The sequence below is a fragment of the Acidimicrobiales bacterium genome, assembly GCA_035536915.1.
Taxonomy (GTDB): Bacteria; Actinomycetota; Acidimicrobiia; order Acidimicrobiales; family JAHWLA01; genus JAHWLA01.
Genome location: DATLNE010000034.1, coordinates 60,069 through 74,770, shown reverse-complemented (window position 1 = coordinate 74,770; position 14,702 = coordinate 60,069). Strand labels below are relative to the sequence as shown.

The 14,702-nt window shown below is 70.2% G+C and carries 16 protein-coding genes; 2 read left to right on the top strand and 14 right to left on the bottom strand.

Annotated elements, in window-relative coordinates; translation table 11 throughout:
• Positions 1-6 precede the first annotated feature (6 nt).
• Positions 7-984, top strand: a complete 978-nt coding sequence (locus VM938_10020; protein ID HVF75374.1) for a polyprenyl synthetase family protein — start codon at positions 7-9, stop codon at positions 982-984.
• On the opposite strand, the gene VM938_10015 is transcribed toward VM938_10020, so the two are convergent.
• Positions 934-1,734, bottom strand: coding sequence for an alpha/beta hydrolase (locus VM938_10015; GenBank protein HVF75373.1), 801 nt, complete (start codon positions 1,732-1,734; stop codon positions 934-936). The two genes, VM938_10020 and VM938_10015, sit on opposite strands and share 51 nt — an antisense overlap.
• 37 nt (positions 1,735-1,771) lie before the next feature.
• Between VM938_10015 and VM938_10010 the strand changes: the two genes are divergently transcribed.
• The gene (locus VM938_10010; GenBank protein HVF75372.1) at positions 1,772-3,127 is read left to right on the top strand and encodes an LLM class flavin-dependent oxidoreductase; all 1,356 of its coding nucleotides are present in this window, start codon (positions 1,772-1,774) and stop codon (positions 3,125-3,127) included.
• Positions 3,128-3,178: 51 nt separating this feature from the next.
• Here the strand turns inward: VM938_10010 and VM938_10005 are convergent, their stop codons facing one another.
• The 13 genes from VM938_10005 to ftsH all read right to left on the bottom strand — a co-directional run bounded on the left by VM938_10005 (position 3,179) and on the right by ftsH (position 14,697).
• On the bottom strand, positions 3,179-3,571 hold the full coding sequence (locus VM938_10005; GenBank protein ID HVF75371.1) for a hypothetical protein: 393 nt from the start codon (positions 3,569-3,571) through the stop codon (positions 3,179-3,181).
• Positions 3,568-5,019 (bottom strand): lysine--tRNA ligase, encoded by a 1,452-nt coding sequence (gene lysS, locus VM938_10000; protein ID HVF75370.1) that lies wholly within the window; start codon positions 5,017-5,019, stop codon positions 3,568-3,570. The genes VM938_10005 and lysS overlap by 4 nt, the downstream gene beginning before the upstream one ends.
• Positions 4,971-5,738 carry a type III pantothenate kinase gene (locus VM938_09995; GenBank protein HVF75369.1) on the bottom strand — a complete coding sequence of 256 codons (768 nt, stop codon included), beginning with the start codon at positions 5,736-5,738 and terminating at the stop codon, positions 4,971-4,973. Before VM938_09995 ends, lysS begins: the two co-directional genes overlap by 49 nt.
• Before the next feature lie 2 nt (positions 5,739-5,740).
• Positions 5,741-6,586, bottom strand: coding sequence for a carboxylating nicotinate-nucleotide diphosphorylase (nadC, locus tag VM938_09990; GenBank protein ID HVF75368.1), 846 nt, complete (start codon positions 6,584-6,586; stop codon positions 5,741-5,743).
• On the bottom strand, positions 6,583-8,121 hold the full coding sequence (gene nadB / locus VM938_09985) for an L-aspartate oxidase (GenBank protein HVF75367.1): 1,539 nt from the start codon (positions 8,119-8,121) through the stop codon (positions 6,583-6,585). Before nadB ends, nadC begins: the two co-directional genes overlap by 4 nt.
• Positions 8,111-8,476, bottom strand: coding sequence for an aspartate 1-decarboxylase (gene panD, locus VM938_09980; protein ID HVF75366.1), 366 nt, complete (start codon positions 8,474-8,476; stop codon positions 8,111-8,113). The genes nadB and panD overlap by 11 nt, the downstream gene beginning before the upstream one ends.
• Positions 8,476-9,882, bottom strand: a complete 1,407-nt coding sequence (gene panC, locus VM938_09975) for a pantoate--beta-alanine ligase (protein HVF75365.1) — start codon at positions 9,880-9,882, stop codon at positions 8,476-8,478. Before panC ends, panD begins: the two co-directional genes overlap by 1 nt.
• A 213-nt stretch (positions 9,883-10,095) precedes the next feature.
• Entirely contained in the window at positions 10,096-10,539 is a 444-nt protein-coding gene (gene folK / locus VM938_09970) for a 2-amino-4-hydroxy-6-hydroxymethyldihydropteridine diphosphokinase (protein ID HVF75364.1), read from the bottom strand.
• Entirely contained in the window at positions 10,536-10,889 is a 354-nt protein-coding gene (gene folB, locus VM938_09965) for a dihydroneopterin aldolase (GenBank protein HVF75363.1), read from the bottom strand. The genes folK and folB overlap by 4 nt, the downstream gene beginning before the upstream one ends.
• A complete protein-coding gene (locus tag VM938_09960) occupies positions 10,889-11,383 on the bottom strand; it encodes a hypothetical protein (protein ID HVF75362.1) in 495 nt (164 codons plus the stop codon). The genes folB and VM938_09960 overlap by 1 nt, the downstream gene beginning before the upstream one ends.
• Positions 11,383-12,144 carry a dihydropteroate synthase gene (folP, locus tag VM938_09955; GenBank protein HVF75361.1) on the bottom strand — a complete coding sequence of 254 codons (762 nt, stop codon included), beginning with the start codon at positions 12,142-12,144 and terminating at the stop codon, positions 11,383-11,385. Before folP ends, VM938_09960 begins: the two co-directional genes overlap by 1 nt.
• A gap of 97 nt (positions 12,145-12,241) precedes the next feature.
• Positions 12,242-12,808 carry a GTP cyclohydrolase I FolE gene (folE, locus tag VM938_09950; GenBank protein ID HVF75360.1) on the bottom strand — a complete coding sequence of 189 codons (567 nt, stop codon included), beginning with the start codon at positions 12,806-12,808 and terminating at the stop codon, positions 12,242-12,244.
• The gene (gene ftsH, locus VM938_09945; protein ID HVF75359.1) at positions 12,808-14,697 is read right to left on the bottom strand and encodes an ATP-dependent zinc metalloprotease FtsH; all 1,890 of its coding nucleotides are present in this window, start codon (positions 14,695-14,697) and stop codon (positions 12,808-12,810) included. The genes folE and ftsH overlap by 1 nt, the downstream gene beginning before the upstream one ends.
• Positions 14,698-14,702 lie beyond the last annotated feature (5 nt).

The following is a 14,702-nucleotide window of genomic DNA, read 5'->3' as shown; positions in this document are numbered from 1 at the left end:
TAGCCAGTGGTCAACATCGCTTCCCTGCTGAACCTTCCCTTCCTCGACGCCGATCTCCGGCGGGTCGAGGAGGCGCTGCGGGGCTCGGTCGCATCCAGTGACCCGTTCCTCTCGGAAGTGGCCGGCCACCTCATCGGCGCCGGGGGAAAACGCCTGCGTCCGGCCCTCGCCCTGGCTGCTGCGGCAGCGGGCGGCGCCCCCGTCACCGACGACGTCGTGCAAGGGGGCGTATCGGTCGAACTGGTGCATCTCGGCTCGCTCTACCACGACGACGTGATGGACGAAGCGACCACCCGGCGGGGCGTGGAGAGCGTCAACGCCCGCTGGGGGAACCTTGTGGCCATCCTGGCGGGCGACTTCCTCCTGGCCCGGGCCTCGGAGATCGCCGCTTCCTTGGGCACCGAGGTCGCCGCCCTCCTGGCCGCCACCATCGGCCGCCTGTGCGAGGGCCAAGTGGGCGAGCTCAAGACCGCCTATTCCACCGACCGCACCGAGGCCGACTACCTCACGTCCATCGAGGGCAAGACTGCCTCGCTGGTCGGCGCCTCGTGCCGTATCGGGGCGCTCAGCGCCCACGTCGAGCGCCCCACCGTCGACGCCCTCACCCGCTTCGGCGACGCCTTGGGCATGGTGTTCCAGGTGCGCGACGACATCCTCGACGTGGTGGGCACCGAAGCCGAACTGGGCAAGCCCGCGGGCAACGACTTGGTGGAAGGCGTCTACACCCTGCCTGTCATCCGGGCGCTGGCCGACCCCTCGGCGGGCGAGGAGCTGCGGGGGCTGCTGGGCCGGCCGCTGCAAGGCCCGGAGCGTGACAAGGCTCGCGACATCGTGCGCGCCACCACTGGCGTGGAGGAGGCCATGGTGGTGGCCCGCCGCTACGCGGACGACGCGGCGGCCGCCCTCGACGGCATCGACGGGCCGGTGGCCCGGTCAATGGCCGGGCTGGCTCACTCGCTGCTCGCCGACCTCAGCGGTGCGTGAGAAGAATCGGCCGATCAACTCGGTGAGTTCCTCGGGCCGCTCGAACGGGACGCCGTGCCCCACCCCAGGCAGCGTCACCAGCTCGACCCCGAGCTTCTCGGCCAGCCGCACGCCGTTCTCGTAGGGGATCAGCGGGTCGCTGTCGCCGTGCACGACGAGGATCGGCACCGGCGTGCCCACCAGCGCGTCGCCCGGGTCGAACTGGCGGATGGCGTCGAGCTGGCGCAGCACGCCCTCCATCGACGTCGGGAACTCGGCATTGACCCGCGCCTCTTCGGCGATCACGTCGGGGTGGGCCTCGGCGAAGCCCGGACCGGCCAGCCGTGACCACAGGTTGAACCCGATCTCGTAGGGCGTCGTCCCAACGGGCATGACCACCATGGGGTCGGGCGGGAGCACCGACGTCGGCGTGCCGCCGTGCGTCGAGACGAGCACCGCCGCAACGACCCGCTCGGGGGCGGCGCGTACGACCTCCTGGGAGATCATCCCGCCCATCGACACGCCGACCACGTGAAAGCGCTCATGACCCAGTTCCGCCATGAGGCCGAGGAGGTCGTGCCCCAGGTCGGTCAGGGTGAACGGCGTAGGGCTCGGCCCCGTGCGCCCGCACTCGCGGTTGTCGGGCATCACGCACGTGTAGCGGTCGGCCAGCTTCTCGGCGAAGCGCAACCAGCGGCGACCGGGTTGCGACCAACCCGAGACGAACAACAGCGGCGGGCCGTTACCGACGGTCTCGTATTGCAGTTGCACGTTGAAAGTGTATACCCGTGAGTTTACAGTTGGACGCATGAAGTTCGGCATCTTCTACGAGCACCAACTCCCCCGCCCCTGGGACGAGGATGCCGAACGGCGCCTCATCCAAGAGGCCCTCGACCAGGTGGAGTTGGCCGACCAGTTGGGCTTCGACGTGGTGTGGGAGGTCGAGCACCACTTCTTGGAGGAGTACTCCCACTCCAGCGCCCCCGAGGTCTTCCTCGCCGCCTGCAGCCAGCGGACCAAGAACATCCGCCTGGGCCACGGCATCGTGCAGACCCCGCCTGCCTTCAACCACCCGGCGCGGGTGGCCGAGCGCATCGCCATGCTCGACCTGGTGTCGAACGGGCGGGTGGAGTTCGGCACCGGCGAGTCGTCGTCGGAGGCCGAGCTCGGTGGGTTCCTCGTCGACCCCGTCCTCAAGCGGGAGATGTGGCTGGAAGGGCTGCAGGTCGCGGTGCGGTGCATGACCGAGGAGCCCTTCACCGGCGTGGACGGCACGTTCGTGCAGATGCCGCCGCGCAACGTGGTGCCCAAGCCGGTGCAGAAGCCGCACCCGCCGTTGTGGGTGGCGTGCTCTCGGCGCGACACCATCCTGCTGGCCGCCGAGAAGGGCATCGGGGCGCTGACGTTCGCCTTCATCGACCCCGAGGAAGCTCGCACGTGGGTCGACGACTACTACCGCACGCTGGCCGAGAAGGCGGTGCCGGTGGGGCGGGCGGTCAACCCCAACGTGGCGTGCGTGACCCCCATGATGTGTTGCGACGACGAGGACAAGGCGTTGGCCCGAGGCCTCGAAGGGGCCAACTTCTTCGGCTACTCACTGGGGCACTACTACATCTTCGGCGACCACAAGCCGGGCACCACCGACGTGTGGCAGGAGTACCAGGAGCGCCGCCACGAGGTGGGCTTCTCGCCCGAGGTGGCCGCCGCCGTCGAGCAGGAGCGGCTGGGGGCGAAGGTGGCGGGCGGCGAGGCCAGCGGGCTGCGCGGTGCGGTGGGCACGCCGGAGCAGATCCGGGAGTTCCTGCGGCGCTACGAGGAAGCCGGGGTCGACCAGGTCATCTTCATCTCGCAGGCGGGCAACAACCGCCACGAGCACATCATGGAGTCGCTGGAGTTGTTCGGACGCCAGGTGCTGCCCGAGTTCAAGGAGCGCGACGAGGCCGGCGCCGCCGATCGGGCCGAGCGCTTGGAGCCGTTGATCGAGGCCGCGCTGGCCCGTCGGGTCGACGACGCCCCCGCGTTGCCCGACGGCTTCTCGTTCCCGGCCATGCCCCGGGCGTGGGCCGACCGCACGCAGAGCCCGGAGCTCAAGGAGATGCTGGAGAAGTTCGCCAACGACCGGGCCGCGGGCAACCGCGACACCGGCCTCGGCATCCTCGGCTGACTCGCCCCGCCCGAAGTTGCGTAGGAATCGCGCCGTTTTCCGGCACGATTCCTACGCAACTTCCGAGGTGGTGTCAGGGTCGATCGGCTTGCGGAGGTGGCGGATCAGTACCGCAAGCGAGCCTGCGCCGACGCCGAACATCACCGCGCCGATGACGGGGTCGCCCTCTCCCTCCCACAGCCCCATCACGGGTACGACAAGCATGCTTCCGGTAACGAACATGAGGCTGACGGAGCTGCGCGTCAGTTCGAACGGTGCTCTTGTCGGCTTCGGGAACTCGATCCAGAAACGTCTCGCCGCCTCGAGGACACACGCGGCCACCAGAACGATTCCCATGAGAACGGCCCACTCGGGTGTCTCATCACTTCTGAACAGGTCCCATCCCGCGAGTGCTACGACGGCGACGGCCGCGATGGCGATGGCCGCTTCGACGCTCTTCTTCACCCGCGGTCCTGCTCGGGCCGCAAGGTCGGGAACAGCAGCACGTCGCGGATCTGGTGGACGCCGGCCAGCAGCATGACCAGGCGGTCGATGCCCATGCCCATGCCGCCCGTCGGGGGCATGCCGTACTCCAGCGCCCGGAGGTAGTCCTCGTCAACGACCATGGCTTCTTCGTCGCCCGCCGCCTTGGCCGCGGCCTGGGCTTCGAAGGCGGCCCGTTGCACGTCGGGATCGGTCAGTTCCGAAAAGGCATTGGCCAGTTCCCGTCCGGCGAGGATGGCCTCGAAGCGCTCGACGTAGCCGGGCTTGGTGCGGTGCGGGCGAGCGAGCGGGCTGACTTCTTGCGGGTAGTCGAGCACGAACACCGGCCCCCACAACTGGGCCTCGGTGGTCTTCTCGTAGATCTCCAGCACGAGCTTGCCCGGCCCCCACGCGTCCTCGACGGGAACCTCGAACGACGTCGCGATGCGCCGTAGTTCCTCGATCGGCATGTCGAGGTCGACGTGTACGCCCGCGTGCTTCTCGACCAACTCCGTCATGGTGGCCCGCGGCCACGGCGGGGTGAGGTCGAGGTCGCGCCCCTCGTACGTCAGCTTGGTGGTGCCGCACAGCTCGGCGGCGAGGTGGGCGACCAACGACTCGGTCAGGTCCATCATGTCGCCGTAGTCGGCATAGGCCTCGTAGACCTCGATCATGGTGAACTCGGGGTTGTGGCGGGGCGACAGTCCCTCGTTGCGGAACGTGCGGCCGATCTCGAACACCTTCTCGAACCCGCCTACGACCAAGCGCTTGAGGTACAGCTCGGTGGCGATGCGCAGGTACAGGTCCATGCCCAGCGCGTTGTGGTGCGTCACGAACGGCTTGGCGTGGGCGCCACCGGCAATGGGGTGGAAGATCGGCGTCTCCACCTCCACGAACCCGCGGTCCTCCAACCACCGCCGCATCAGCGACACCACCCGGCTGCGCAACAGGAAGGTGTCGCGCGACCCCTCGTTGGCCCACAGGTCGACGTAGCGCTGGCGGTAGCGCAGGTCGGGGTCGCTGATGCCGTGCCACTTGTCGCCGAAGCCGCGTCGGGCCTCGGCCAGCAGTACCCACTCGCGCACCTTGACCGACAGCTCGCCCCGCTTGGTCTTCACCACTTCGCCGACAGCACCGACCCAGTCGCCCAGCGACAACTTGGCGAACTCCTCGAACCCCTCGGTGACTGCGGCCAAGGCGAACAGCTGGACGGCGCCGCTGGAGTCGCGCAGCTCGCCGAAGGCCAGCTTGCCCTGCGAGCGCAGGAGCATGACGCGCCCCGCCACCGACACCTCGACGCCGGTCTCGGCACCCGGTTCGAGCGCGTCGAACTCGGCGCGCAAGGACGCCGCGTCACGGCTGCGTTCGAAGCGGTAAGGGATCACTGATTGCGCTCGAAGATGATGCGAAGGCCGTGGAGGGTGATCCACGGCTCGTGGTGCTGGATCGTGGTGGAGAGCGGCTCGATGAGTCCACTCAACCCACCCGTCGCCACCACGTGGCACTCCCCCAGCTCCACTTCGATGCGCTTGACGATGGCGTCGACCGAACCGCTGAAGCCGTAGACGGCGCCCGACTGGATCGACTCGACGGTGCTCTTGCCGATGACGTTGCGGGGCTCGACCAGTTCCACTTGGCGCAGGGCGGCGGCCCGGCCGAAGAGGGCGTCCATGGAGATGCCGATGCCCGGCAGGATGGCGCCGCCCAGGTACTCGCCCTTGGCCGAGATGCAGTCGAAGGTGGTGGCGGTGCCGAAGTCGACGCAGACGGTGGGGCCGCCGTAGAGCTCGAAGGCGCCCACCGAGTTGGCGATGCGGTCGGCCCCGACTTCCTTGGGGTTGTCGTAGAGGATCGGCATGCCGGTACGCACGCCGGGTTCGAGCACCACAGCGGGCACCTTGTTGAACCACCGTGTGGTCATCTGCCGCAGCGTCGCCGTCAGGCTCGGCACGGTCGAGGAGATGGCGATGCCGGTCACCTGTGACTCGAAGTCGTAGCCCTCGAGGTCGAGCAACTGGGAGACGACCATGGCGTGTTCGTCGGAGGTGCGCTCGGCGTTGGTCGACAGCCGCCAGTGCGAGACCAACGTGGTGCCGTCGAACAGGCCGAGAACGGTCTCGGTGTTGCCGGTGTCGATGGTCAGGAGCATGGTCAGCCTCCGAGTTCGAGGTCGAGGCCGATGTCGAGCACGGTGGCCGAGTGGGTGATGGCGCCGACGGCGATGAAGTCGGCACCGGTGGGGGCATAGGACGCCACGTTGTCGAGGGTCACGCCGCCGCTCACTTCGACGGGGACGCTGCCGCCGACCAGGCGCACGCAGTCGGCGACCTCGTCGGGCGTCATGTTGTCGAGGAGGACCATGCCCGCGCCGGCGTCGAGTGCCTGCTGCACCTGCTCGATCGAGTCGCACTCCACCTCGACCACCCGGCCGGGCCAGCGCTCGTCGGCCTTGCGCACGGCTTCGGCGATGGTCAGGCCGCCCAGGTGGTTGTCCTTCACCAGGATGCCGTCGCTGAGGTTGGCGCGGTGGTTCACGCCCCCGCCCGCTCGCACGGCGGCCTTCTCCAGGGCCCGCAGGCCGGGCGTCGTCTTGCGGGTGTCGCGGATACGGGCGGGTGCGGCCAGTTCCGCGTAGCGCCGGGTGGCGGTGGCGACGCCGGAGAGGTGGCTCAGCAGGTTCAGTGCCGTGCGCTCGGCTGTGAGGACCGAGCGCAGCGGGCCGGTCACCACGCCGAGGACGTCGCCTGGCTCCACCGAGTCGCCGTCGTCGAACGACCACGCCAGCACCACTGTGTCGTCGACTTGGGTGAAGGCCTCGATGGCGCACAGCCGTCCGGCCACCACGCCGGCGGCGCGGGCGATAAAGGCGGCACGGGCGTGCACGTCGATGGGGACCAACGAGGCGGTGAGGTCGCCGAGGGGCAGCACGTCTTCGGCCAAGGCGCGCGCCACCACCTCGCGCACGGCACTGCTCGGAGGGTGGACGTCGTCTCTCATCGGATGATCAATCTCAGCAGGAAGTCGTCGGCGGTGTCGGGGAAGTCGGTGCGGGTGTGGGCGCCGCGGGACTCCTCGCGGGCCTCGGCCGCGGCCAGCAACGCCGAGGCCACGGTGGCCAAGTTGTGCACCTCGGGGTCGGCGCACGACGCCGCCACTTGGTCGACGGCCTTGGCCGTGGAGCCCAGGCTCTCCGCGCTGCGCAGCACCCCCGCCCCTTGCGTCATGGCCCGTTGCAACGTGTCGCGTGCGGACACGGCGTCGACGCTGTCGTCGCACACGGGCAACGCCGGACGCAGCACCGAGTGCTCGTCTTCGAGCACGGCGCGCATGGCGCCGGTGGGCGACGGCCCGTCGACGCCGGCCAGGATGGCTTCCACGACCCGTGGTGCGAAGACCATGCCTTCGAGCAGCGAGTTCGACGCCAGCCGGTTGGCCCCGTGCACGCCGGTGCACGCCACCTCCCCGCACGCCCACAGCCCCGGCATCTCGGTGGCGCCGTCGAGGTCGGTGACGATGCCGCCCGACAGGTAGTGGGCGGCGGGCGCGATCGGCAGCCAGTCGCGCGACGGGTCGAGGCCGATCTCCCGCACGCTGGTGGCGATGGTGGGGAAGCGCTCCTCGAAGTGCTCCAAGCCGGTGGCGTCGAGCCACAGGTGGTCGACGTCCTGTTCGAGCATGCAGGCGGTCATGGCCCGGCTGACGACGTCGCGGGGCTGGAGCTCGTCGACGAAGCGTTCGCCCTTGGCGTCGCGCAGCAAGGCGCCGTGGCCCCGCAGCGCCTCCGACAGCAACGGCCGCGGCATGGCCGGGTGGTGCAGCGCCGTGGGGTGGAACTGCATGAACTCCACGTCGGCCACGGCGATGCCCGCGCGCAGGGCCATGGCCACGCCGTCGCCCGTCGCTTGCGCAGGGTTGGTCGTCACCGCGAACACCTGGCCCGCACCGCCGGTGGCCACAAGGGTGTGAGTGGCCCGCAGCGTGCGCCGTTCGCCGTCGGGATGCCAGGCGGTCACGCCGCGGCAGCGGCCGCCTTCCACGATCAGGTCGAGGGCGAACCAGCCTTCGAGCACGACCGAGACGTTGGCCCGCACCGCTTCCACGAGGGCTCGTTCGATCTCGGCGCCGGTGGCGGCGCCGCCCGCGTGGACGATGCGGGGCATGGAGTGGCCGCCCTCGCGCGCCTTGAGCAGATGTCCCTCGTGGTCGCGGTCGAACACCGCGCCCAAGGCGATGAGTTCGTTGACGCGGGTGGGTCCTTCGTTGACGAGCACGCGCACGGCGTCGACGTCGCACAGGCCGGCGCCCGCGGCGAGGGTGTCGGCCAGGTGGAGGTCGGCCGAGTCCTCGTCGCCGCCGAGCACGGCGGCCACGCCGCCTTGGGCCCAACGGGTAGCCGACTGTTCGAGGTCGGCCTTGGTCAGGACGCCGACGCGCAGGCCTGGTTCAGCCGAGGCCGCCCGCACCGCGGCGGACAACCCGGCGACGCCACTGCCGAGGACGAGGAGGTCGAGGTCGTGCTGCTCAGTCGGCAAGCTGCTCGAGAATCGGCACGGGTCGGTTGTGCTCGTCGACGTGGACGACGACGGGCTGGTAGTCCTCCAGCTCGTGCTGGTCGTAGTCGGCGTAGGTGATGACGATGATCTTGTCGCCCGGGTGCACGAGGCGGGCCGCGGCGCCGTTCAGGCACATGTCGCCGGGGCCGCCGGGGATGACGTAGGTCTCGAAGCGGGCGCCGTTGTCGATGTCGACCACGGCGACCTGCTCGTTCTCCAGGATGTCGGCCAAGTCCATGAGGCGCTTGTCGATGGTGATGGAGCCGACGTAGTTGAGGTTGGCGTCGGTGACGGTGGCGCGGTGGATCTTCGACTTCATCATGCGGCGGTGCATCAACGGACTCCCATGTTGTCGATGAGACGGGTACGGCCGACGCGGGCGGCGATGAGCAGGCGGTCACCCACCTGCTCGGCGTAGTCGAGTTCGACGAGCGGCTCGGTTGCGACGGTGGTGCGCATGGCTTCCGGGCCGCCGTGGCGGCCTGCGAGCAGGGCGCGGTGCAACACCGTGGCGGCTCGGCGTTCTTCTGGGTTCAAGTAGACGTTGCGACTGCTCATGGCGAGGCCGTCGGGTTCCCGGGCGATGGGACAGCCGACGACTTCGACGGGGATGGACAGGTCGGCGGCGAGCTGCCGCACGACGGCGAGCTGCTGCCAGTCCTTCTCACCGAAGTAGGCGCGGCACGGGCCTGCGATGTTGAACAGCTTGGCCACGACGGTGGCCACGCCGTCGAAGTGGGTGGGGCGGGAGGCGCCTTCAAGGCCTTCGCTCGCCTCGGCGACGTGCACCGTCGTGAACACTTCGCCCGGGTACATCTCTTCGACGCTGGGAGCGAAGAGGACGGTGACGCCGGCCTTTTCCGCGATGGCGATGTCGCGGTCGAGGTCGCGGGGGTAGGCAGCCAGGTCCTCGGTGGGGGCGAACTGGAGCGGGTTGACGAAGACGGTGGCGGCGGCCACGTCGCACTCGGCGGCGGCTCGGCGCATGAGGCCGGCATGGCCGTCGTGGAGGTAGCCCATGGTCGGGACGAGCCCGACGGTGCGGCCCGCGGCGCGCTCGGCGTCGAGGGCCTTGCGGAAGGCCTCGACGGTGTCGACCACGGTGATGCCCTGGCGGTGGACGAGCCGGGCGGCGCGGCCCGCGAGGGCTTCGTAGGCGGGGCGCTCTTCGGCGGGGATGGCGGCCAGGTGGCGGGCCACGGTCTCGTGGTCGCCGCGGGCGACGGGGCCGGTGAGGGCGGCGGCCGGGCCCTTGGCCTTCACGTCGTCGATGGTGGCCTGTACCAACGGGAGGTAGGCGTCGAGGGGGACGTTCGCCGCCGCCGCGATGCGCTCCACTTGGCCGAGCAGGGCGACGAGGTGGTTGGCGGCCACCGTGGCGGCCGCGTGGTAGGCGGCCCGGTGCTCGTCGGCCACTTCGACGGGGATGCCGTCGAGGGCGGCCACCACCGTTGTCGCCATCGGGTCGCCGGCGACAGCGAAGTGGGCGCCGAGGAGGCGGGCGGCGCCCCGCTCGGGGTCGGGCAGCGGAAGGAGGGGATGGATGCTCGCCCGGCGCGGATGGGGGGCGAGCACGTCGAGGCCCAACGAGCCCGACAGGTGGGCGACGACGGTGGTGTCACTGGGGGCGACCTGCGCAGCGACTTCGGCGATAGCGGCGTCGGGAGTGGCGATGACGAGCAGGTCGACGCCGTTGGCCGCGTTGGCCGCGTCGTCGCCCCGGCGGAGCGGCTCGCGCACGTCCCAGCCCGCGCGCGACAACGCTTCGCTCAATGAGCCACCGGCGCGTCCCGGCCCGATCACGCGTACTGCGGGCAACCGACTCCTTCGACGTTCCAGCCCCCGTCGCCGGGGTGCCGTTCGTACGCCTCCAGGGTACGCCAGCCGGTTCTGGCCTGTCATTCGCGCCGGCGGCGGCGCGAAAGACAGGCCAGAAGGTGGGAGGGGGACGGGTCAGAGGGGGCCAGCGGGGGAGACGTCGGGGTCGGTGGGGCGCTCGGGCACGAGGTCGGGGGCCAGGTCGTGCAGCGGGACGAGCACGAAGGCGCGCTCCCACATGCGGGGGTGGGGCACGACCAGGTCGGGCTCGTCGACCCGCTCGTCGCCGACGAGCAGCACGTCGACATCGAGGGTGCGCGGCCCCCAGCGCTCAACCCGCACCCGCTCGGCGTCGGCCTCCAGCCGACGGCACAGGTCCAGCAACTCCCGCGGCGAGCGGTCGGTGTCGAGCTCGACCACGCAGTTGAGGAACGCACCCTGCCCGTCCGGTCCGCCAACCGGCGCCGTCTCGTACACGGGCGACACCGCAACCAGGTCGGGGACCGCCGCCACGGCCGCCCGCAGGTAGCCCCACCGGTCGCCCAGGTTGGAACCCAGCGCCAGGAAGGCCCGGGTCACGGGCGGGTGACGGTGACCGCGGTGGAGGCGATGTCGAGCGGGACGGGCGGGCGCAGCTTGCGCACCGTCACCGTCACCGACTGCACCCGCTCGTCGCCCAGCGCCACCTCGGCGATGCGCTCGGCCACCCGTTCAAGCAGCGCGTGCCGCTCCCCTGCGACCACCCGAGCCGCGGCCTCGGCCAAGGCGCCGTAGTCGACAGTGTCGTCGAGGTCGTCGCTGGCGCCCGCGGCCCGCAGGTCGGCGTGCACGTCGATGTCGACCTCGAACGGCTGCGCCCGGCTCTGCTCCTCGGCCAGCACGCCGTGGGTGCCGGTGACCCGCAGCCCCCGCAGCGAGATGACGTCCACTACAGCGCAGCGGCGACGGCCACGAGCTCGCGGCCCGCAGGGCCCATCTGCCGGTGCACGAGCTGCTCGACGGCGGTGATGGCCTGCGGCCCCGACTGCAGCAGCTTGGCCCACAGCAGGTAGCCGGCCACTACGCCCATCAGGCGGTCGCCCAGCTCCTCCATGTGCAACAGGATCCGCTCGTCGCCGTTCGTCCATGTGCGCAGGCTCTTGTACAGGTCGGGCAGCACCTCGCGGGCCTCGGCCTGCGGCCCGAAGGGGAAGTGCGACCACTGCACGCCGAGCTCGTCGTAGGCGTGGAGGTTGTGGGGCGACGCCAGCAGCGACACGATCCGGGTGAAGCCCTGCTCCCGCAGCCAGATGATCTCTTCCTGGCGGCGCACCTTGCGGTGGTTGCGGGCATAGCCGCCGGGCCGCTCGCTGACGGCCAGCTTGTCCTTGATGACCCAGGCGAAGTTGCGGGGCTCGATGCCTGCCGCCCACTTGCCGCGCATCAGGCTGCACCCACCAGGCGGGCCGCCTGCACGGTGGCTTTCACGTCGTGTACCCGCACCATCCCGGCCCCGTTGAGCATGGCGTGGACGGCGGTGGCGATCGACCCCTCCAGCCGGTCGTCGACCTCGGCGCCGCCGGCCAGCCTGCCGAGGAACGCCTTGCGGCTGGTGCCGATCACCACCGGGAACTCACCGGCCGTGAGCCGCCGCAGGTGGCGGAGCAGCGACAGGTTGTGGTCGCTCGTCTTGCCGAAGCCGATGCCGGGGTCGACCCACACCTCCTCCACGCCTGCCTCGCGGGCCTCGCTCGCCTTGGCGAGCAGGAAGTCGCGCACCTCGGCGACCACGTCGTCGTACTGCGGGGCGTCCTGCATGGTGCGAGGGTCGCCTTTCATGTGCATGGCGACCCAGCCGACGCCGCCCTCGGCGGCGACCCGGTGGAGCGAGGCGGACACGTCGTTGACCAGCGTGGCGCCTGCTTGCACAGCCGCCTCCGCCACTGCGGGCTTGCGGGTGTCGATGCTGACCCGCACGTGCGGCGCCAGCGCCTCGACCACGGGCACCACCCGGCGCAACTCTTCGTCTTCGGCCACGGGCTCGGCGCCAGGGCGGGTGGACTCGCCGCCCACGTCGACCACGTCGGCGCCGTCGGCCACCAAGGCCAAGCCGTGGCGCACCGCCGCCTCACTGTCGAGGTAGCGGCCGCCGTCGGAGAACGAGTCGGGCGTGACGTTGAGCACGCCCATGACGAGGGGGGTCATATCGGCGCAGCAGCCTACCGGGGCAGGCGCTCCCCCGTTCTGGTCCGGGAATCCCGTGCCTACGTGCGGGATTCCCGGACCAGAACGGCGGCGGAGGTCAGCGGCGGCCGTGGATGAAGGCCATGGCCTCGGCTCGGGTGGCCTCGTTGTCGCGGAACAACCCCCGCACCGCCGAGGTCACCGTCACCGCACCGGGCTTGCGCACGCCGCGCATCGACATGCACAGGTGCTCGGCCTCGATCACCACCAGCACGCCCCGCGGGTCGAGGACCCGCACCAGCGTGTCGGCCACCTGCGAGGTGAGCCGCTCCTGCACCTGGGGCCGCTTGGCATAGCCGTCGACCAGCCGGGCCAGCTTCGACAGGCCGGTGATGCGCCCGTCGGCGTTGGGGATGTAGGCCACGTGCGCCCGGCCGATGAACGGCACCAAGTGGTGCTCGCACACGCTGTGGAACGGGATGTCGCGCTCCAGCACCATCTCGTCGTGGTCGGCCTCGAATGTGACGTTGAGGACGTCGCCGGGGTCTTCGTGCAGCCCGGAGAACACCTCGCCGTACATGGCCGCCACCCGCTCAGGGGTGCGCTGCAGCCCGTCGCGATCGGGGTCCTCGCCGACTGCTTCGAGGATCTCCCGGACCGCCTTTTCGATTCGACCCAGGTCCATCACGGTCGAGGCTTGGCCGCCACTCGACGCCGCGTCGTCGGAGCAGGCTTCCCATTGCCGTTGCCGTTGGCCGCGGTGCCCGGCCACGGCGGCAGGTCGCCCAGCACCACCATCAACTCGGGCGTGTCGAGCGTCTCCTTCTCGATCAACGCGGCAGCGAGCTTGTCGAGCGTGGCTCGGTGGGTGGTCAAGATGGAACGCGCCTCGTCGTGGGCCGTCTCGATCAACGAACGGATCTCGGCGTCGACCCGCGTTGCGACGTCCTGCGAGTAGTTGGCCTGGTGGCCGAAGTCGCGCCCGAGGAACACCTCCGACGTCTGCTGCCCCAACTGCTGCGGCCCCAGCACGTCGCTCATGCCGTACTGGGTGACCATGGCCCGGGCGATCTCCGACGCCTTCTCGATGTCGTTGGCCGCCCCCGTGGTGGGCTCTTCGAAGATGAGTTCCTCAGCCGTGCGCCCGCCCATCAGCACGGCGATCTGGTCGCGCAACTCGGACCGGCTGACGATGTACTTGTCCTCGGTGGGCAGCGACAGGGTCCAGCCCAGCGCCCGCCCTCGGGCCACGATCGACACCTTGTGCACGGGGTCGGCGTGCGGCAGCACGTGGCCGACCAGGGCATGGCCGCCCTCGTGGTAGGCGATGACGAGCTTTTCCTTCTCGCTCATCACCCGGGTCTTGCGCTCGGGGCCGGCGATGACCCGGTCGATGGCCTCTTCCAGTTCGGCCATGCCGATCGTCTTGCGGTCGTAGCGGGCGGCCAGCAGCGCCGCTTCGTTCATGAGGTTGGCCAGGTCGGCGCCGGTGAAGCCCGGCGTGCGCCGGGCCAGCACCTCCAGGTCGATCACGTCGGCCAGCGGCTTGCCCTTGGCGTGCACCGACAGGATGCGCTTGCGCCCCTCCAGGTCGGGTCGGTCGACCACGATCTGGCGGTCGAAGCGCCCCGGCCGCAGCAAGGCCGGGTCGAGGATGTCGGGCCGGTTGGTCGCCGCGATGAGGATGACGCCGGTGGTGGCGTCGAAGCCGTCCATCTCCACGAGCAACTGGTTGAGGGTCTGCTCCCGCTCGTCGTGGCCGCCGCCCAGGCCCGCGCCACGATGGCGGCCGACGGCGTCGATCTCGTCCATGAAGATGATCGCCGGCGCGCTCGTCTTGGCCTGTTCGAACAGGTCGCGCACCCGCGAGGCGCCCACGCCCACGAACATCTCCACGAAGTCGGAGCCGGAGATGGAGAAGAACGGCACGCCCGCCTCACCGGCCACGGCCCGGGCCAGCAAGGTCTTGCCCGTGCCCGGCGGCCCGTAGAGCAACACGCCCTTGGGGATCTTGGCCCCGATGGCCTGGAACTTGGCAGGCGAGGCCAGGAAGTCCTTGATCTCCTGCAGTTCGGCCACGGCCTCATCCGCGCCCGCCACGTCGTCGAACGTCACCTGCGGCTGGTCCTTGGAGACGACCTTGGCCTTGGCCTTGCCGAACTGCATGACCCGGTTGCCGCCGCCCTGCATGGAGTTGATGATCCAGAGGAAGCCGCCGAACAACAGGATGATCGGGAAGAAGTTGAAGAGGAGCGACATCCAGACGTTGCTCTTCTCCTCCTTCGACTCGACGTTGACGGGCGGCTTGGCGTTGAGCAGTTGCTGGGTCAGCTCGTCGGCGTACTCGGCGGGAAACTTGCCTTCGTACTTGGCGCCGGTGGCCAGCTCGCCGCTGATCTTCTCGGTGCCGGTGATGGTGGCGGAGCGCACCCGACCCTCGGCCACAGCCGTCTGGAGCTGGCTCAGGGTGAGCTTTTCCTTCTTCTCGTCGCCTCCCAGCCAGCTGCTGGCCACAGCGAGGACGATCAGGCCGACGATGACGTAGAAGGCGGCACTACGGGTGAGTTTGCGCACGGTGC